The organism is Staphylococcus ratti (genome assembly GCF_020883535.1).
Classification (GTDB): Bacteria; Bacillota; Bacilli; order Staphylococcales; family Staphylococcaceae; genus Staphylococcus; species Staphylococcus ratti.
Genome location: NZ_CP086654.1, coordinates 992,315 through 1,011,116, shown reverse-complemented (window position 1 = coordinate 1,011,116; position 18,802 = coordinate 992,315). Strand labels below are relative to the sequence as shown.

General features: G+C 36.0%; 15 protein-coding genes. 8 read left to right on the top strand and 7 right to left on the bottom strand.

Annotated features, from left to right (window positions below; all coding sequences use genetic code 11):
- Nucleotides 1-164: 164 nt before the first annotated feature.
- Entirely contained in the window at nt 165-1,868 is a 1,704-nt protein-coding gene (gene ezrA / locus LN051_RS04915; protein ID WP_229293441.1) for a septation ring formation regulator EzrA, read from the bottom strand.
- Between the two features lie 178 nt (nt 1,869-2,046).
- Between ezrA and LN051_RS04910 the strand changes: the two genes are divergently transcribed.
- The 3 genes from LN051_RS04910 (at nt 2,047) to LN051_RS04900 (ending at nt 4,460) form a co-directional block, all read left to right on the top strand.
- Nucleotides 2,047-2,502, top strand: coding sequence for a GAF domain-containing protein (locus LN051_RS04910; protein ID WP_229293440.1), 456 nt, complete (start codon nt 2,047-2,049; stop codon nt 2,500-2,502).
- A gap of 230 nt (nt 2,503-2,732) precedes the next feature.
- The gene (gene rpsD, locus LN051_RS04905; protein ID WP_229293439.1) at nt 2,733-3,335 is read left to right on the top strand and encodes a 30S ribosomal protein S4; all 603 of its coding nucleotides are present in this window, start codon (nt 2,733-2,735) and stop codon (nt 3,333-3,335) included.
- Between the two features lie 162 nt (nt 3,336-3,497).
- Nucleotides 3,498-4,460, top strand: a complete 963-nt coding sequence (locus tag LN051_RS04900; RefSeq protein WP_229293438.1) for an ornithine cyclodeaminase family protein — start codon at nt 3,498-3,500, stop codon at nt 4,458-4,460.
- A gap of 155 nt (nt 4,461-4,615) precedes the next feature.
- Here LN051_RS04900 and LN051_RS04895 read toward each other — a convergent pair whose 3' ends face one another.
- A complete protein-coding gene (locus LN051_RS04895; RefSeq protein WP_229293437.1) occupies nt 4,616-5,359 on the bottom strand; it encodes a glycerophosphodiester phosphodiesterase in 744 nt (247 codons plus the stop codon).
- 76 nt (nt 5,360-5,435) lie between these two features.
- On the opposite strand from LN051_RS04895, the gene LN051_RS04890 reads away from it, so the two are divergent.
- The 3 genes from LN051_RS04890 (at nt 5,436) to serA (ending at nt 8,713) form a co-directional block, all read left to right on the top strand.
- Complete coding sequence (locus LN051_RS04890; protein WP_229293436.1) at nt 5,436-5,897, top strand: OsmC family protein; 462 nt, start codon at nt 5,436-5,438, stop codon at nt 5,895-5,897.
- 73 nt (nt 5,898-5,970) lie between these two features.
- Nucleotides 5,971-7,131: a pyridoxal-phosphate-dependent aminotransferase family protein gene (locus tag LN051_RS04885; protein ID WP_229293435.1), complete on the top strand. Its 1,161-nt coding sequence runs from the start codon at nt 5,971-5,973 to the stop codon at nt 7,129-7,131.
- Nucleotides 7,121-8,713 (top strand): phosphoglycerate dehydrogenase, encoded by a 1,593-nt coding sequence (gene serA, locus LN051_RS04880; protein ID WP_229293434.1) that lies wholly within the window; start codon nt 7,121-7,123, stop codon nt 8,711-8,713. Before LN051_RS04885 ends, serA begins: the two co-directional genes overlap by 11 nt.
- A 210-nt stretch (nt 8,714-8,923) precedes the next feature.
- On the opposite strand, the gene LN051_RS04875 is transcribed toward serA, so the two are convergent.
- Both LN051_RS04875 and LN051_RS04870 read right to left on the bottom strand, forming a co-directional pair.
- Complete coding sequence (locus LN051_RS04875) at nt 8,924-10,048, bottom strand: HAD family hydrolase (RefSeq protein ID WP_229293433.1); 1,125 nt, start codon at nt 10,046-10,048, stop codon at nt 8,924-8,926.
- A gap of 131 nt (nt 10,049-10,179) precedes the next feature.
- The gene (locus tag LN051_RS04870) at nt 10,180-10,797 is read right to left on the bottom strand and encodes a lysophospholipid acyltransferase family protein (RefSeq protein WP_229293432.1); all 618 of its coding nucleotides are present in this window, start codon (nt 10,795-10,797) and stop codon (nt 10,180-10,182) included.
- A gap of 153 nt (nt 10,798-10,950) precedes the next feature.
- On the opposite strand from LN051_RS04870, the gene LN051_RS04865 reads away from it, so the two are divergent.
- The gene (locus LN051_RS04865) at nt 10,951-12,174 is read left to right on the top strand and encodes a S1C family serine protease (protein WP_229293431.1); all 1,224 of its coding nucleotides are present in this window, start codon (nt 10,951-10,953) and stop codon (nt 12,172-12,174) included.
- A gap of 47 nt (nt 12,175-12,221) precedes the next feature.
- Here the strand turns inward: LN051_RS04865 and tyrS are convergent, their stop codons facing one another.
- A complete protein-coding gene (gene tyrS, locus LN051_RS04860; protein ID WP_229293430.1) occupies nt 12,222-13,484 on the bottom strand; it encodes a tyrosine--tRNA ligase in 1,263 nt (420 codons plus the stop codon).
- A gap of 341 nt (nt 13,485-13,825) precedes the next feature.
- On the opposite strand from tyrS, the gene LN051_RS04855 reads away from it, so the two are divergent.
- A complete protein-coding gene (locus tag LN051_RS04855; RefSeq protein ID WP_229293620.1) occupies nt 13,826-14,716 on the top strand; it encodes a transglycosylase domain-containing protein in 891 nt (296 codons plus the stop codon).
- Between the two features lie 65 nt (nt 14,717-14,781).
- On the opposite strand, the gene LN051_RS04850 is transcribed toward LN051_RS04855, so the two are convergent.
- Together LN051_RS04850 and acsA are read right to left on the bottom strand one after the other, a co-directional pair.
- Entirely contained in the window at nt 14,782-16,449 is a 1,668-nt protein-coding gene (locus tag LN051_RS04850) for a formate--tetrahydrofolate ligase (protein WP_229293429.1), read from the bottom strand.
- Between the two features lie 524 nt (nt 16,450-16,973).
- On the bottom strand, nt 16,974-18,683 hold the full coding sequence (gene acsA / locus LN051_RS04845; RefSeq protein WP_229293428.1) for an acetate--CoA ligase: 1,710 nt from the start codon (nt 18,681-18,683) through the stop codon (nt 16,974-16,976).
- Between the last annotated feature and the right edge of the window lie 119 nt (nt 18,684-18,802).

The following is an 18,802-nucleotide window of genomic DNA, read 5'->3' as shown; positions in this document are numbered from 1 at the left end:
AATATTTCCACTCACATAAAACACATATTAGCTATTTTCTAAAATTTATCGCTTTGGGTCAATAAATAATTTAAAAGCGACCTTAAACCATTGCATCATAAGCGATGAGGAATGATAAAAATTAAAAAACTGAGACTTTAACCCGTCTCAGTTTTTAATCATATTTAATGTGTTTGTTGATTCATAACTTCGCGCTCGATGGCTTCTGAAATACCTGGCTCCACTCTTTCTAACGCTTGTGCCGATATCTCACTGGAACGCTTATAGCGGTTATTTTTAAATAAACGTTCTGCTTCGTTTAAGCTTTTATCTAGCTCATGATGGTCTTTTCGATAACGGTTACCATATTGAATGAGCTTTTCAGCATAAACCGCATTAATGAGTACATCATTAGCTTCATCTTCAAATTTATTCATTTGAAGGACAACTTTGTTCACTTTATCTTTAAGGTGTTGTACGTTAACTGGTCTTTCACTAAAGCGCACGTTCACTTCTCGAACTTCGTAATCGATCTCATTTTTAAGAATGATGAAACGCTCCGGTACACTTGTAAGGTTTGAAGCGAGTAAACGACGATAAATCTCTTCTTTTTTACTTTGAACACGTAAAATATGTTCTTCTGCTTCCGCTTCATCTTCGCGTAATGATACGAGGTGGTTTTGAAGTTTTTGTTGTTTTTCATTAATCACTTTCACATGATCTTCGATGTATTTAAGGTTATCTTGAACTTCACTATAACGTACGGATGATTTTGCCATTTCCATTAAAATCTCATCATAGACGGCAATCAAATTTTGAATTTCATTTTCAAATTGACGTACGCTTTGGATATCACTTTCATTAATATAATAGTTTTCGCGACCATACTCTATTTCAGTTTGAAGTGTATAGTTCATATCTTTAGCGAGAAACAGATCGTCAGTAATACGCTCTTTTGATTCTTCAACCGCATTTTTAGATTTAACTTCATGCTCAATTAAATCGTACATTTCGTCTAATTGTTGGTTAATATTTTCCAATTTTTTGTTTGCGTCTTCTAGCTCAAGTCGACTAATCATTGGTTCAACAAAACTTAGTTCTGTTTTCAATGATTGTAATGTACTATCAACTTTCACATGATCCAAATCGTAGCCTTCCACTTTCAAATCACGTACGCCGTATTTTAAATCTTGAAATTGACCAGGTAATTCTTTTTGAGCTTCGCGAATTAATTCTGGAATTTCTTTCATGTCTTCTTTTAAATACGTCAAGTCGTCATTTAAATTTTTAATGTGCTCATGTGCTTGTCTGTAATTGCCATCTTGTTTCAATTCTTCGTATAAAGACAGCTCTGGCTCGATTTGTTCGATTTCTTTTTCTAATGGAGGTGCCGCTTCACCGTATTGATGACGATTTGCTAAAACTTCTCGTTTTAACTTACGATGTTCTTCTTTAGTTTGATCATATAACGCGTCGCTCTCGTGATGCACTTTAAGTACTTTGTCTGCCTTTTCCGTTAACTCTAGATGTTTAGATTCGTAAGCATCCATCATTTCATGAGCATCATTAATGTCCGTTTCTGCTTGCGCAAATTTAAACTTATCTAAGTTCACTTCAGCTTCATGTATTTTTTCATCCACTGGCATTAAATAATCATTGTGTGATGATTTCCAAGAATCATTTAATGCATCATATTCAGCTTTCGTTTGGCCAGGCATATTAAGTTGTTCTAGTTTATGTAAGCTTTCGTCATATGAGAGGTCATTTAATTTTGCTTTACGATCTTCCGCAGTTTGGATCATTGTTCTTTTGTTTGATCGCATCATGAAAAGTACACCGATGCCTATCAAAATAATAATGATAATAGCTAAGATAATATATAATGCCATGTCCTTTCGTCTCCTCCTACAAACATAAATTCATTATAACGTAATTTGTAAACGCATTAAAATGAAATCTTAAATAATGATATACTTTTTAAAAGTTTACCATAGATTCTCTCTAAATTGCGCAGAACCTCTAAAAAGGCTATAATTATTTCAAAATTTTAAGAGATGAGGGATATTTATGGAAACGAACACCAATTACGATCTTTTAACACGACAACTTGATGCATTACTTTCTGGCGAAACAGACTTAATCGCAAATTTAAGTAATACCTCTGCGCTACTCAACGAAAACTTGTCTCAAATTAATTGGGTCGGCTTTTATTTGATGAAAAATAATGCTTTAATTTTAGGACCTTTTCAAGGAAAACCCGCATGTGTACACATCGAAGTTGGAAGTGGTGTGTGTGGAGCAGCAGTTAAACATGATGCTATTCAACGTGTAGCAGATGTCAATGCTTTCCCAGGGCACATCGCATGTGATGCGAACAGTCAATCAGAAATCGTACTCCCTCTTCATAAAAACGAGGAAATTATTGGCGTTTTGGATATCGATTCCCCTATTAAAAACCGTTTTAGCGAAACAGATGAAGCAGGGTTAAAAGCAATCGTCGACGTTTTACAACGCCATCTTTAAATATCATCATTTCACCTTGACTTTTAATAAGTACGTGGTAAAATGGACTTTGTGTGAAAAACGAAAATAGCAGTTGAATATTGTAAGGCGCTATGATATTCCCAAAGTGGGCGTGCCGTGTAACCAGAGCTATGAGGCGAGGACACATAAAATATCATATCTTTACGAGCATTCAACACTCTTTTTTGTTTTTTCATAACAACAAAAAAGAAATAAAGGAGGAGTCAATTATGGCTCGATTCAGAGGTTCAAGCTGGAAAAAATCTCGTCGTTTAGGTATCTCATTATCAGGTACTGGTAAAGAATTAGAAAAGCGTCCTTACGCTCCAGGTCAACATGGCCCAACACAACGTAAAAAATTATCTGAGTACGGATTACAATTACGTGAAAAACAAAAATTACGTTACTTATATGGAATGACTGAAAGACAATTCCGTAACACTTTTGAAGCTGCTGGTAAACAAGGTGGGGTTCATGGTGAAAACTTCATGATCCTTTTAGCTAGCCGTTTAGATGCGGTTGTTTACGCATTAGGTTTAGCACGTACACGTCGTCAAGCACGTCAATTAGTTGGTCACGGTCACGTTGAAGTAGATGGTAAACGTGTTGACATTCCATCTTACACTTTAAAACCTGGTCAAGTGATTACAGTACGTGAAAAATCACAAAAATTAGCAATTATCGAAGAGTCAATCGAAATCAACAACTTCGTTCCTGACTATTTAGACTTCGATGCTGACAACTTAAAAGGTACTTTCGTACGTCTTCCAGAACGTAGCGAATTACCAGCTGAAATCAATGAACAATTAATCGTTGAGTACTACTCACGTTAATATTGATTTTGTTAACCACCATGTCTCTTGCATGGTGGTTTTTCTTTGTCCTCCTTTTTTAGACAGAAGAAATCTTTATATAAATGTCCTCACTACGAACGCGCACTTTTACAATTTAGAAATCTTTACGTATACTAACATCAAATGTAAAGGAGGAATATCATGAAATTTTGGAATGAAAATGACATCCAAGCTATCTATCACATGTCTGACGCCATAAACGATATCGAGACCCTATTTACAAACATGAATGCGATTACACAAACACAGCGTATGGTTATCTCGACGGGAACCGGTGCAAAATCAATGCTGTATATGCCTTGTATACATAAAGACAAACAAATCGGCATCATTAAGATCACTTCAATCACACCTGAAAACCCTCAACTTGGCCTTCCTACAACACAAGCCAATATCATCATTACAGATATTAAAACAGGAAAACACCTTGCAAGTTTAGATGCAAGTTACCTCACACGATTACGTACGGGCGCTTTAAGCGGGATAGCACCTAAATATATGAGTAACTCAAATAGTCAATCACTCGGAATGATTGGCACAGGCGGGATGGCTTATGAGCAGTTTTTAGGTAATATCGAAGTACGCAATATCCAAAACGTTTATCTTTACAATCGTAGCCGCGACAAAGCAGAACATTTTAAGAGACAACTTCAACAAGCCCATCCCAATTTAGATATAACGGTTACAAATAATGTTCAGACTTTAGTTCAAAAGTCTGATATTATTAATTGCCAAACACAGTCAACCTCCCCTGTCTTTGAAGCAAAAGACATTCAAGATGGAACACACATTAATGGTATAGGTTCCTATCGTCCAGATATGAAAGAAATGGATAATCAACTCTTTCCAAGAGCAAGTCATGTCGTATTCGATGATATTGAAGGTGTTAAAGAAGAAGCCGGAGAATTTATCGAACCTCATGAAAAAGGAATTTTTAAATTTGAAGAAATAGATGGCGATTTAAAAAGCATTGTTTCAAAAAAACAACTTTTACGTCAATCATGTGAAGCCATTACAATTTTTAAATGCGTCGGTGCCGCGCACTTTGATTTAGCAGTTGCGATAGGTGCATATGAGAAATTAAATAAAACACCGCAATCATAAAACTAAGTGGTCAAGACATCGCGAGTAGAATTTCGACAAAACATTCATGATGCACAAAATAACTTCCATTTTGACGCATCGTGAATGTTTTGTTGAAACTTTTGCTTTTTTCTTAAAGCAATAACATGCCGTGTCCTCATCCTTGATTTTCAATATTATAATTTGAATAAACGGTCAGGTGCGTCCGTAATCACACCATCAACACCTAGTTTAATTAATTTTTTTGCGTCATCTATGTCATTTACCGTGTAAGGAATGACTTTCAATCCCTCTTGATGTGCGCGCTTAATAAATTTACGATTAATCAGTTTATAATTAGGATTAATATAATCTGCATACGTTGCAATGTCTTTGTAAGGTGGTTGCTTCAACCAATATTTCCGTTTACTAATTAACACACCTAATGTTAAATAAGGCGCAAGTGTATGAAACGTTTGAATAGATTTCGTATCAAAAGATTGAATGATAATTCGATGTAATGGAAATTGTTGATTTTTTATTTTTTGTAAAACGGCTTTTTCAATGCCTGGATAATTTTTAGGTGTTTTGATTTCAACTAACAACGTTTTAGAATAGTTTTTACATAACGTTAGCACTTCATCAAACGTCATTAATTCTGCCTTGTGATTTAACCCCTTCCAACTTCCAAAATCAAAATCTCTTAACGTTTCTAAAGTAAAATCTTTAATTGCACCTTTTGAATTAGATGTTCGATCAATTGTGTCATCATGAATTGCCACAAGCGCACCATCTTTTGTCATATGCAAATCAATTTCTAACATATCAATATGTCGGCCTAGCGCCGCTTGATACGCTTCACGCGTATTTTCTGGATAACTTTCAGAAAAGCCACGATGTGCAACCACTTTAAATGATTTAAACGGTTTACTCAGCTTCACAGGTTTAACTTCCTTTCCATTCTACTAATTTTCTACTACACTTAACTTAACACATACACAGGAGGAGTGAAGTAAAATGGTTCAGCATGATTTTAAAGTCTCCTTTCAATGGCAAGGTGGAGGCGATCAGTCCGGCCAATTAGATGGCGACATTATTAAAGAAACATTCTCTATTCCTTCAAGCCTAGGAGGAACTGGCATAGGTACAAATCCCGACGAATTACTCGTTAGCGCAGCTGGCAGTTGCTTCATTATCTCATTAGCCGCTACACTTGCGCGTGCTCATTTTAGAATAAAATCATTTAAACTTACTTCAATAGGAACAGCTGAATATCGCCACAACCGATTTTCAATGAAACAAATTACGCATAACGTAGATATTTATGTAGAAGATTCGGAAACTAAAGATAAACTGCTCCGACGCATCGATCGATTACTTCAAACTGCTGACGCCAATTGCATGGTCTCCAATAGTTTACGAGGAAATGTCACGATTACTACGCAGTCACATATATATTTAATTTCACAGAACGTATAGTTTGTGAAATCTCCCCTGTTAATTTGTCAGAATATTTGTTAAAATGTAAAAATATTATTCGAGGAGGTTGCTTATGTATTTCCAACACCCTTTATTATTAACACCTGGCCCCACACCCGTCCCTTTGCATATCCAAACAGAGATGAACTTGCCTATGGTAGGTCATCGTTCATCGGACTTTGAAGCTATTGCAAAAGAAGCCTTTGAAGCACTTAAACACGTATTCGGTAGTCATCAAGATGTTATGATTTTATCTTCAAGTGGTACGAGCGCCCTTGAAGCCAGTATGGTGAATTTATTAGAACCAGATGACCACTTTGTCGTTATCGTTTCAGGCGCTTTTGGTAATCGTTTTAAACAAATCGCAGAAACGTATTATACAAATGTACATATTTTCGATGTCCCTTGGGGAGAAGCATTCGATACAAAGCAAGTTATTACTTTCATCGAACAGCTAAATGCGCCTATCAAAGCTGTGTTTACTCAATACTGTGAAACTTCTACAGCCGTGCTCCATCCTGTCGCTGAACTCGGCGTAGCTTTAAAAACTTTAGATAATGAGATTTACTTTGTCGTCGACGGTGTGAGTTGTGTTGGCGCTGTGGACGTCAATATGGAAAGAGACCATATCGACATTTTAGTTTCAGGTAGTCAAAAAGCTATGGCATTACCTGCGGGCATTTCTTTTGTTGCATGTAATCAACGCGCTTTAGAGCAAATTAATGCAAGCACCACTCCAAAATTTTACTTAGATTTAGCCAAACATTATAAGTCACTGCTCGAAAGTTCTACACCTTATACTCCTAATATCTCTGCATTTAGAGGTGTCATTGCATACAGACGTTATATCGATGCTATAGGGTTCGATAACGTCATTCAACATCATTATCAAATAAGAGATGCTGTAAGAGCAGCCTTGAAAGCGTTAAATTTTGAGCTACTTGTCAATGATACTTATGCTTCCCCTACTGTTACAGCTTTTATTCCAAAAGACGAAGCTGAACTTCAAAAAATAAAAAAAGAACTCAAAACCCAATTCAACATCACCATTGCAGGTGGTCAAGGAAAATTAAAAGGCCGCATTTTACGTGTTGGACATATGGGAGATGTTTCGCCTTTTACTTTATTAAGTTTTATAGCTGCACTAGAAATATTGCTTACTCAGCATCGTAATACGTCATTCATCGGTCAAGGTACAAAAGTATTTACGGAGGTTTTAAAAGATGTTATATAAAGTGCTTGTCGCAGACCCTATCTCTGAAGAAGGCTTAAAAAGTTTAAATGAAGATCAACGTTTTGATGTGATACATCAAACAGGGTTAAGTGAAGCTGAACTAGTAGAACTCATCCCTGAATTCCATGCGCTTATTGTACGTAGTCAAACACAAGTCACAGCATCTATTTTGAAAGCAGGTACGCAATTGAAAGTCGTTGCGCGTGCAGGTGTTGGTGTCGATAATATCGAACTCGATAGTGCCACTAAAGAAGGTATTATTGTGATTAACGCACCGGATGGCAATACTATTTCTGCAACTGAGCATTCAGTAGCAATGATTTTAGCGATGGCACGTAATATTCCACAAGCTCACGCTTCACTTAGCCAAGGAGAATGGGACCGCAAAACGTTTCGTGGAACAGAACTGTACCGTAAAACTTTAGGCGTCATTGGGACTGGACGCATCGGTATAGGTGTCGCTAAAAGACTACAAAGTTTTGGCATGAATATTCTTGCTTATGATCCCTATCTTTCAGAAGATAAAGCAAAAGAGTTAGAGTTCACAAGAGCTACTGTAGATGAAATTGCTCAAAACGCTGATTTTGTGACCGTCCATACGCCGTTAACAGAAAAAACGAAAGGCATTGTAAATAAAGCTTTTTTCGACCAAGCAAAACCCAATTTACGAATTATCAACGTAGCACGTGGTGGTATTATTGACGAGCAAGCACTTTTAGAAGCACTCAATCATAATCAAATTGCGGGAGCCGCGTTAGATGTATTTGAAAATGAACCCGCCAATCATTCACCTATTACGCAACATCCGAAAGTGATCGTTACACCCCACTTAGGTGCTTCAACAGTTGAAGCGCAGGAAAAAGTGGCCATATCAGTGGCAGAGAATATTATCGACATACTCATCAATCAAAATATTTCACATGCTGTAAATGCACCGAATGGCATTTTCAGTGAAGATGAAGCATTACAACCTTATGTCCAATTAGCTAAAATGGCTGGTGAAGTCGGTATTCAATTATTACCAAAAGCTCCTCGTGAACTCAAAATCACATATGCTGGAGACCTTGCATTAGATGATACGAGTTTAATTACACGTACGCTTGTTAAAGGCGTTTTACAACAAGATATGGGTGACCATGTTAATCTTATTAATGCTTTAGTTTTATTAAATGAGCAAAATGTTACGTATACCATCGAAAAAACGAAAAGTAAAAAAGGGTTTAGCAATTATATTGAGCTAGAACTGATCAATAAAGCTGATAGCATCAAAATTGGCGGTACTGTATTGAACGGCTTTGGCCCTCGAATTGTACGTATTAATCAGTATCCAGTAGACTTTAAACCCGAACAATATCAACTTGTCATTCATCATTATGACCGACCTGGAGTAGTAGGTAAAACCGGACAAATTTTAGGAGAATATGATGTCAATATTGCTTCTATGCATTTAGGTCGTACACATATCGGAGGAAAAGCTATGATGATTTTGTCCATCGACAAGCCGATTCGTGACGAAGTAGAAGCAGAACTCTTAAATGTTGAAGGATTTAATTCGGTTACACCAGTTACATTAACGTTATAATAAAGGGAGCTGATGATCCTATATTTTTATAACGAGTAGTGGGACGACGAAATCAAATAGATTTCGTCGTCCCACATCTAATAAGAAGATTGCTGTTAAAAAGCTACAGTAGATGGCTAGACTAAAATTTCGCTTATTAGCTCTTTTCAATCGTTGTTCACCTTGTGGGGGACAAGGAAAGCAAATACGTACGCTTGATTTTCATTTGTATTATAAAAATATTGAACGAATATCTAAAACATTATTCACGATTTTATCAGCATGATAATGTTCTAATTCTTGTTGTGCCCCTTCTCCTTTTAAGCCTGTTAATGTTCCAATAAAATAGGCGTTTATTTTTTGAGCACAAAGCAAGTCAGCGAGTGAATCACCTACAATCGTAACGTTCTGCGGTTGAACACGATTAACTTGTGTTGTTGTATAATCAAAGTAGTCCTTCTTTTCATTGCCATTCAATGCCGCAATATAGCTAAATGGATTAGGCTTTCCGAGTGGTTTTAAATTTGGATAACGGGTTTCCGCTTCTATCACTTCACTTGCCGTAACAATATGTTCGTCTTCAAAAAATTGTAATAAACCTAGCGCTTCAAATGGAATTAAAGTTTCCGTTCTTGTACGTCCTGTTGCAATTGCAATTTTGTAACCTTTTTCTTTTAATGCTTTTAATAAAGATTGCGCTTCTTCTACTGGGACCAGCACTTTTTCATCATAAATATATCCTTGTTTATAATCTGATTTGGCAACTTGTCCTTCCACGTCTTCAAATAAATTTCGACCTAAATACCATTCTTGATAAATAGATTGAGTAAACTGCCATAATGGGCTTTGAATATCAAAAAGTGAACACGCCTCGGTATTTAATTGTGCTTTTGCGTAATGTTTTAATTCTTCATAAAGTACTTCTTTCCCTTCGGAACATGATGCTAAAAAATCTAAAGGTGCTGCATAGTCTAACGTGTTATGCGTAAGTTTTCGGCCTATTTCTTGTAGTTGTTTTTGAGAGATTGAGCGAGATTGTAAAAAAATTGTTCTTTCAGATTCTGAAAGTTGTTTTAATAAATGGATGAAATGAACTGAAAAGACAACGAATAACATGTCCCAATTTGAATTTATTCCTAATGATTTCAGTTGATTTAAAATCATATCATTTTCAAAAATTTCATGTCGAATCGATTGGATTTGAGAATCTGTTAAATTAGATAAATCCACTTTTGAGCCTAAATTTAAATACGTTTTATCGCGCAATATTTCATACACGGTTAAAGCAGCGACATCAAAACATCTTCCCTCGTCTAAAAAGACGCCATCTACATCAAATAATATTACTTTTTGCATCAGATACCCCCATAAACAGAATTTTCAGACAAAACCACTATAACATAAATATGAGGCAAAGTAGAAATGAATATCTGAAACATTTAACCTTCATTTTCAATACCTTGCCTCTAGCAACGCGTAAAACGTATTTATTTTTGTTTTACATAATCATTTAATTCTTTTTGTAATTCGCGTGTACGTTCGGAAATTAAATTTGTAATATAATCTACTTTCTCTTGTCGTTTTAAATCTTTTGGAAGTGCTGTCGTATCAATCGGCTCACCAAATTTAATGTACGCTTTTTTAGTAAACAAATGCAAAATTTTAGTTGGACCAACATAGGCAGCAGGTAAAATTGGCGCCTTCCCTAGCATCGCAATTGTCGCTGCACCTCTTTTTAAAGGTACTTCAACAGCTGTACGTTGACCGGATGGGAAAATACCTACTGTTTTGTTTTGATTTAAAATCTTTACAGGTATTTTTAATGTGCTTGGTCCTGGATTTTCTCTATTAACTGGAAACGCATTTAGTGCTGTAAAAAATTTATGCAACCATTTCTTTTTAAATAATTCTTGTTTTGCCATGAAATGGATTTCATTAGGAAACAATGCTAAACCTAATAAAATAATTTCATTGTAACTTTCATGATTACATGTCACAACGTAGCGATTGGTTTCTGGCTTTTGTTCCTTACCTATAACTTCTAAATTTTTAAGTCGTTTAACAATAATAGTATCTAATACTTTTGCGATTACTTTATATAACATTTTGACACCCACTTTTTACATCTTTTAACCCTTTAAATTCTATCACTTACGAGACATTTCAACAACCACATTTAAAATACGACTAAAGACGTAGAGCACCAGACTAGTCAAAGCATTGATTAAATAGGATAATAGTTATAAAGGAGGCATTTTATGAAAGAAGAACACAATTATAATCCTTCACATCAATCAAATCCACATCAATCCGCGGAGCCTTATCGATCGAAACGAAAATTTCCTTGGTTCAAAACGATACTTATAGCGCTAGCAGCGGGATTAATAGGTGGTCTCATTGCATTTGGTTTAACTAGTCTGTTTTCTAATTTTTCTTCCCCATTCTCAACGAAACCCGGCTCACAAGTGAATGAAGCTTCGCAAAAGCCAGGTGGCAATACACTCGATGGCAAAAGTGAAAAATATAAAACAGTGAATCAAATGATTAATGATAAAGCGCCTGCAATCGTAGGTGTCATTAACGAACAAAAAGTTCAAAATTTAGACGATTTACTTCGCGGTAAGTCAGCTAAGTCTAAACCATCTGGTATAGGTTCAGGTGTCATTTATCAAAAAGATGGTAAGAACGCCTACATCGTTACGAACAATCATGTCATTGAAGGGGCATCATCAGTCAAAATACAACTTCACAATTCTCAACAAGTTTCTGCTGAATTAGTAGGTAATGATCCTTTAACTGACTTAGCTGTTTTAAAAATTAAAGACCGTGATGATATAAAGACGATGTCTTTTGCAAATTCAAGCAAAGTTAAAACTGGAGACAGCGTTTTTGCAATGGGTAACCCTCTAGGATTAGAGTTTGCAAACACAGTAACTTCAGGGATTATTTCTGCAAATGAACGTACGATCGAAACAGATACTTCAGCAGGACCAAACAAAGTCAATGTTATCCAGACAGATGCTGCCATTAATCCTGGAAATTCAGGTGGTGCGCTCGTCGATATAAACGGAAATCTGATAGGTATTAATACATTAAAAATTGCAGCACCACAAGTTGAAGGCATCGGCTTTGCTATCCCAAGTAACGAAGTGAAACTCGTTATTGATCAACTGGTAAATCATGGAGAAGTGAAACGCCCTTCTATTGGTATTGAAATGATTAATGTGACGGATATTCCTGATAGCTATAAACGTCATGTCAATACAGATTCAGGTGTTTACGTCGCCAATGTTCCTCGACGCGGAATTGATTTAAAACGTGGCGATATTATCACTGAGATTGATGGACATAAAATTGATAGTGATTCTGATTTACGTAGTTACCTCTATAAAGATAAAAAACCAGGTGATAAAGTAACATTTACTGTAAATCGAGACGGTAAATCTACACAAATTAAAGTCACTTTAGATTCAGCAAAGTAAAATATGAAAAAATCCCTCTACAAACCCATAAGTAGAGGGATTTTATATTATGAATAATTAACCATGAAATATTTCTTTTTACCACGACGTATAATCGTAAAACTATCATCGTACTTATCATCGTTTGTCAGTGTATATTGTAAATCTTGCTGACGTTCGCCATTAATATAAATGGCACCATTTGTAACATCTTCTCGTGCTTGACGTTTTGATGGAGATATCTTCGCTTCAACCAATGCTTCAACAATGTTCGTTGTTTCGCTTGAAATTGTTACTTGTGGTACATCTTTGAAACCTGCTTTAATCTCATCTGCAGTTAACGCTTTTAAGTCGCCACTGAATAATGCTTTTGAAATACGTTCGGCTTCTGCTAATGCTGCTTCGCCGTGAATAAAACGTGTGACATTTTCTGCAAGCGCTTTTTGTGCTTGACGCAAATGTGGCTCAGTTTCAACAGTTTGCGCTAGTTTTTCAATCTCCTCTTGAGTTAAGAATGTAAAGTACTTCAAGAATTTAATAACATCCTCATCACTTGTATTAATCCAAAATTGATAAAACTCATATGGACTTGTTTTATCTCGATCTAACCAAATAGCGCCTGATTCAGATTTACCAAACTTTTTCCCATCAGATTTTGTCACTAATGGAATCGTCAAACCGTAAACTTCTGTCGTTCCATACATACGGCGCATTAATTCAATACCACTCGTGATATTCCCCCACTGATCTGAGCCCCCGATTTGAATTTTACAATCAAATTCACGATTTAAATGTCCAAAATCAATCGCTTGTAAAATGGTATACGTAAACTCAGTGTACGAAATGCCATTGGCTAAGCGTGATTGAATTGAATCTTTAGCCAACATGTAATTTACACCGACATGTTTTCCAAAGTCTCGTAAAAATTCTATTAATGAGATTTGGCTCAACCAATCTTTATTATTTACAAGAATTGGTCCATTCTCCGTTTCAAAATCAAAAAGTTGCTTCATTTGATTTTGAATACCTTGAACATTCACTTCAATTTGCTCTTCTGTTTGAAGCACACGCTCTTCTGACTTACCAGAAGGATCTCCAATCATTCCTGTTCCACCACCGATTAATACAATCGGACGATGACCATGCTCTTGAAAACGACGAAGTGTTAAATAAGGTAATAAATGTCCAATATGCAAACTATCCGCAGTTGGATCCGCACCACAGTATAGTTTAACTTCTTCTTTATTTAATAATGTTTCGATACCTTCTTCATCTGTTTGTTGATAAATCAGACCACGCCATTTAAGCTCTTCTAACAATTGATTTGCCATAAAAAAACCTCCTTAAAAATAAAAAAACACCACTTACTAAAAATGTAAGGGCGCTATCGCACGTTACCACCATACTTGGAAACTCTTACAATGTTACGCACATTGTCAAAACGTTGAAATCATTATAAGAGGTGTATTCGCTTTAATTTGTATGTCAGTTCTCACCTTCCACTGACTCTCTGAAAAACAAACGTAAAGTTACTTGTCCTCAATTTCAAATCCTATTGATAATGACTTATATTATAAAATGCCACTATTGAAAAGTCAATGAAATGTAGTATTAAATTAAAGAAACGCCTAAAATCAAATTATGCTATACTATAATTGTTAAAAAGGAGGTGATCGTCGTTTTGGATGACAGTCATCGATTAACTCAATTTCTTAAAGTATATGATGATTATTTTAAAAACATCAAACGTCTTTTTATGATTATCATCATCCTATCGATTTGGTTCTTTATCTTAGTATCCGGCATTGCACTAGGCTATTTTGCGAGTATTGTATCAGATGCAAATGAAATCAATGATGATGCGCTCGTAAGAGAAGTCACGCATCTTCCAGAAATGCCACAATTACAAACACGTAATGTGAATTTAATCGAACTTTATAATGCGCAAACACCTTTACTCATAGCTGGACCTGCTGAGGTGTCTCCATATGTTACAAAAGCCATTGTTTCGAGTGAAGACGCACAGTTTTACACACACCATGGCGTCTTACCAAAAGCCATTTTTCGGGCAATGTATCAAGACATTTTTAATCGAGACAATCCTACGGGCGGTAGTACAATAACGCAACAACTCGTTAAAAATCAAATGTTAACGAATCAAAAAACGTATGATCGTAAAGCCAAGGAAATTATGTACGCGATGCGCTTGGAAAACTTAATGACTAAAGATGAAATCATTTATACTTATATTAATCGCATTTCTTTTGGACGAGATACTTATGGCCAACATATTACCGGCATCACCTCAGCCTCTTATGGTGTTTTTGGTAAGCCTCCTAAAACGTTAAATTTAGCAGAATCCGCTTACCTTGCTGGAATTGTACAAAGTCCTTATTACTATACGCCTTATACAAAAGACGGTGACATCAAAAACGCCAAAGCGATTGCCCCTTCGATTCAACGTCAAAGATATGTTTTAAAACGGATGTATATCGAGAAAGTCATCACTAAAAATGAATATCGCGTTGCATTAAAATATCCGATTTCTGAAAAATTCATATAAAAAAGCCCTCCAAAGTATACGTAACCTCTACTTTGAAGGGCTTTTTTAATATCATTTTATATTACTTAGAATAAACCAATTGCATGGCCATCCGGAGTGACATCCATATTCAATGCTGCAGGCTTTTTAGGTAGACCTGGCATTGTCATAATCGCACCTGTCAACGCTACGATAAATCCTGCACCTGTCTTAGCCTCTAATTCACGAATTGTGATTTCAAAGTTTTCTGGTGCACCGAGTTGTGTGGCATCATCTGTAAAGGAATATTGTGTTTTAGCCATACATACTGGGTAGTTGTCCCAACCGTTTTCTTTAAATTGTTTAAGTTGCTTTTGCGCTTTGCTTGAGAATGTGACTTTAGAACCGCCATAGATTTCTTTAACAATTTTTTCAATTTTTTCTTCTAATGGTAATTCTAAATCATATAAACGTTTAAATTCATTAGGCTGTTCGATGACTTCGAGCACTTTTTTCGCTAAGTCAACGCCACCTTCGCCACCTTTTTCCCATACTTCCGTCAATGAAAGTCGCACATTATTTTTGGCTGCCCAATCTTGTACGAATTGTGTTTCCGCATCCGTATCATGAATAAATGCATTAAGTGCAATAACAGGTTCTACGCCAAATTTTCTAATATTTTTAACGTGACGTTCTAAGTTTTGAATACCTGATTTTAATGCGTCAACGTTCTCTTCTTTTAAATTATCTTTTGCGACACCACCATGCATTTTAAGCGCGCGGATTGTGGCAACTAATACAACTGCATCTGGTTCAAAATTAGCTTTGCGAGATTTAATGTTAATGAATTTTTCAGCACCTAAATCAGAGCCGAAGCCCGCTTCAGTTACAACAACATCAGCTAAATCACGCGCAGTTTCAGTTGCAATGATTGAATTACAACCATGTGCAATATTGGCGAACGGACCACCATGAACGAGTGCTGGTGTACCTTCAATTGTTTGTACAAGGTTCGGTTTAATCGCATCTTTAAGAATCATCGCTAATGCGCCTTCAACCTTTAAGTCTTTAACTGTAACAGGTTTACGATCACGTGTATAACCGATTGTAATATTAGCAATATTTTGTTTTAAGTCTGTAATACCAGTACTTAAGCATAAAATTGCCATAATTTCAGAAGCTACTGTAATATTAAAACCATCCTCACGAGGAACGCCTTGTGTCGGACCACCAAGACCTACGACAACTTGACGCAACGCACGATCATTCATATCTAAAACACGTTTCCACTCAATACGACGTTGATCGATGCCTAGTTCATTACCTTGATGAATGTGGTTATCGATAAATGCTGATAAAGCATTGTTGGCTGTTGTAATCGCGTGAAAATCTCCATTGAAGTGAAGATTGATATCTTCCATTGGTAAAACTTGAGCGTAACCACCGCCTGTTGCGCCACCTTTAATACCAAATGTAGGTCCTAACGCAGGTTCACGTAATGCGACCATAACGTTTTGATTGATTTTATTAAATGCATCAGCAAGACCTACAGTTACCGTTGATTTACCTTCTCCAGCAGGTGTAGGACTCATTGCTGTAACAAGAACAACCTTACCTTTTTCGCCTTGTGTGTTCACTTTAGAAATGTCAATTTTAGCTTTATAATGTCCGTATTGCTCAAGTGCCTCTTCCGAAATGCCAGCTTTTTGAGCAATCTCACCAATTGGTTTTAATGTCGATTGATTTGCAATTTCTAAATCTGATAAATGACTCACTATATTCAGCCCCTTAAATGATTTTCATTAACATTCATACGTATGTAGACGTATACAAACAATTATAAAAAACTATTTCCAATTTTAATAATAACGAACTCTTTCTTTAATGTCGAATATAAGTAGTTATAAAAGCCGTAACGCTCACTCAAAAAGCAATGCCATTACACCTTTCATTATAGAAGCACAATCCATTGTTAAACTTAATATCGATCAACAAAAACAGAGATTGAGACAAAATGACGATATGCTCTAGGAATCCAGTAATCGATATCCTAAAAAGCAAGGATTTGGTAGAAAGGTTCATGATAAGCAAAATATGCATATTTTGCTTATCATTCGCCCTCTACTCAAATCAAATCGCTTTCATCTCAATCTCTTGAAACGCATCTTTGAAACGTGTCATTATTTTTAAACCAATATTATAAAATGACTTGATGCATAATCGTAGCCATATTCCACTACTTAGGAGTATGTGTTTAAAATGTCATTACATATTATTGTCTATTATAAAAATGCGCGCATTAGTCTTCCATTGTACTTAAATCACCTGTAGGAAGATCAAGTTCCCAAGCTTTTAACACACGACGCATAATTTTACCTGAACGGGTTTTTGGTAATTTGTCTTTAAATTCTATTTCACGAGGGGCTGCATGTGCGGCAAGTCCTTCTTTCACAAATTTTCGAATGTCTTCCTTCAATTGCTCAGAAGGCTCATACCCTTGTCTTAATGCAACAAAGGCTTTAATAATTTCTCCACGTACAGGGTCCGGTTTACCGATGACACCCGCTTCAGCTACAGCTTCATGCTCTACCAATTTAGATTCTACTTCAAAAGGACCTACCCGTTCCCCGGCTGTCATAATAACATCATCTACACGGCCTTGGAACCAGAAGTAGCCATCTTCATCTTGATAAGCAGAATCACCAGAGATGTACCAATCTCCAATAAAATACGATTTGTATTTTTCTGGATTCTTCCAAATTTTATACATCATTGACGGCCAACCCTTTTTTATGGCGAGGTTACCCATACGATTGGGCGGTAGTGGATTACCTTCATTATCGATAATTGCCGCTTCTACGCCAGGTAACGGTTTCCCCATTGAACCAAGTTTAATGTCTATTGTTGGGTAATTGACAATCATATGACCACCCGTTTCTGTCATCCACCAAGTATCTAAGACACGTTTGTCATAAACCTTTTTAGCCCATTTAATAACTTCTGGATTGAGTGGTTCACCTACTGATAAAATACTTCTCACAGATGATAGATCATATTTTCCAACTAAATCATCTCCTGCACTCATAAGCATACGTAATGCAGTTGGGGCAGTATACCAAATTGTAACTTTAAAGTCTTCAATCATACTGTACCAACCTTCAGGAGAAAAACGACCGCCAGCGATACAGTTAGTTATACCATTAAGCCACGGAGCAAATATTCCATAAGAAGTCCCTGTAACCCAACCGGGATCTGCTGTACACCAATAAACATCATCATCTTGTAAATCAAGCACATATTTTCCTGATATGTAATGAACTAACATTGCTTTTTGGACATGTAATACCCCTTTAGGTTGCCCTGTTGACCCAGAAGTGTAATGCAATATCAAACCATCTTCTTTATCTAACCATTCAATTTCAAAATCATCGCTCGCTTTTGCTAATTCTTGGTTAAAATCAACGTATCCTTCCTCTACATGATCATCAACGATAATAATCGTTTCTAAGTTTGGTAAATCGTCTTTAGGAATACGCGATAATAAACTGTTCGTAGTAATCACGACTTTTGCATCACTATTTTCTAAGCGATCTTTTACCGCCTTTTCCATGAATGCTTCAAATAAAGGGCCTACAATTGCCCCAATTTTCAAAATCCCTAAAAATGCAAAATACAATTCAGGTGTACGTGGCATAAAGATAAAGACACGGTCACCTTTTTCAACATGTGCCTTATCTTTTAAAACATTGGCCGCTTGATTGCTTTTTTGTTGCATTTCTTTGAAAGTATAACTTTCTTTACGAGTGTCATCTTTATAATTTAAAGCAATTTTATCGCCTTTACCTTCATCAACGTGGCGATCTATACATTCATATGCCATATTAATTTTACCTGTCTCATGCCAAGAAAATGCTTTTTCTACATCTTCCCACTTAAAATCTTTATATGTTTTTTCATAGTCTTTTAAATTGAAGTTACCTTCTTCCCCTTTATAAATTTCGACTTTCATGTTGATTACCCCCTTGTTTGAAATCGCTTTCACGACAATTATAGCCTATCAAAAATCAATTTTCAAAAAATTATACTTATTCTGAATAATGCGTGAAAATAAATTTTTAATTCGCTATA

Coding starts and splice junctions, on each gene's coding strand:
- ezrA (WP_229293441.1), bottom strand. CDS start 1,868: ATGGCATTATATATTATCTTAGCTATTATCATTATTATTTTGATAGGC.
- LN051_RS04910 (WP_229293440.1), top strand. CDS start 2,047: ATGGAAACGAACACCAATTACGATCTTTTAACACGACAACTTGATGCA.
- rpsD (WP_229293439.1), top strand. CDS start 2,733: ATGGCTCGATTCAGAGGTTCAAGCTGGAAAAAATCTCGTCGTTTAGGT.
- LN051_RS04900 (WP_229293438.1), top strand. CDS start 3,498: ATGAAATTTTGGAATGAAAATGACATCCAAGCTATCTATCACATGTCT.
- LN051_RS04890 (WP_229293436.1), top strand. CDS start 5,436: ATGGTTCAGCATGATTTTAAAGTCTCCTTTCAATGGCAAGGTGGAGGC.
- LN051_RS04885 (WP_229293435.1), top strand. CDS start 5,971: ATGTATTTCCAACACCCTTTATTATTAACACCTGGCCCCACACCCGTC.
- serA (WP_229293434.1), top strand. CDS start 7,121: ATGTTATATAAAGTGCTTGTCGCAGACCCTATCTCTGAAGAAGGCTTA.
- LN051_RS04875 (WP_229293433.1), bottom strand. CDS start 10,048: ATGCAAAAAGTAATATTATTTGATGTAGATGGCGTCTTTTTAGACGAG.
- LN051_RS04870 (WP_229293432.1), bottom strand. CDS start 10,797: ATGTTATATAAAGTAATCGCAAAAGTATTAGATACTATTATTGTTAAA.
- LN051_RS04865 (WP_229293431.1), top strand. CDS start 10,951: ATGAAAGAAGAACACAATTATAATCCTTCACATCAATCAAATCCACAT.
- tyrS (WP_229293430.1), bottom strand. CDS start 13,484: ATGGCAAATCAATTGTTAGAAGAGCTTAAATGGCGTGGTCTGATTTAT.
- acsA (WP_229293428.1), bottom strand. CDS start 18,683: ATGAAAGTCGAAATTTATAAAGGGGAAGAAGGTAACTTCAATTTAAAA.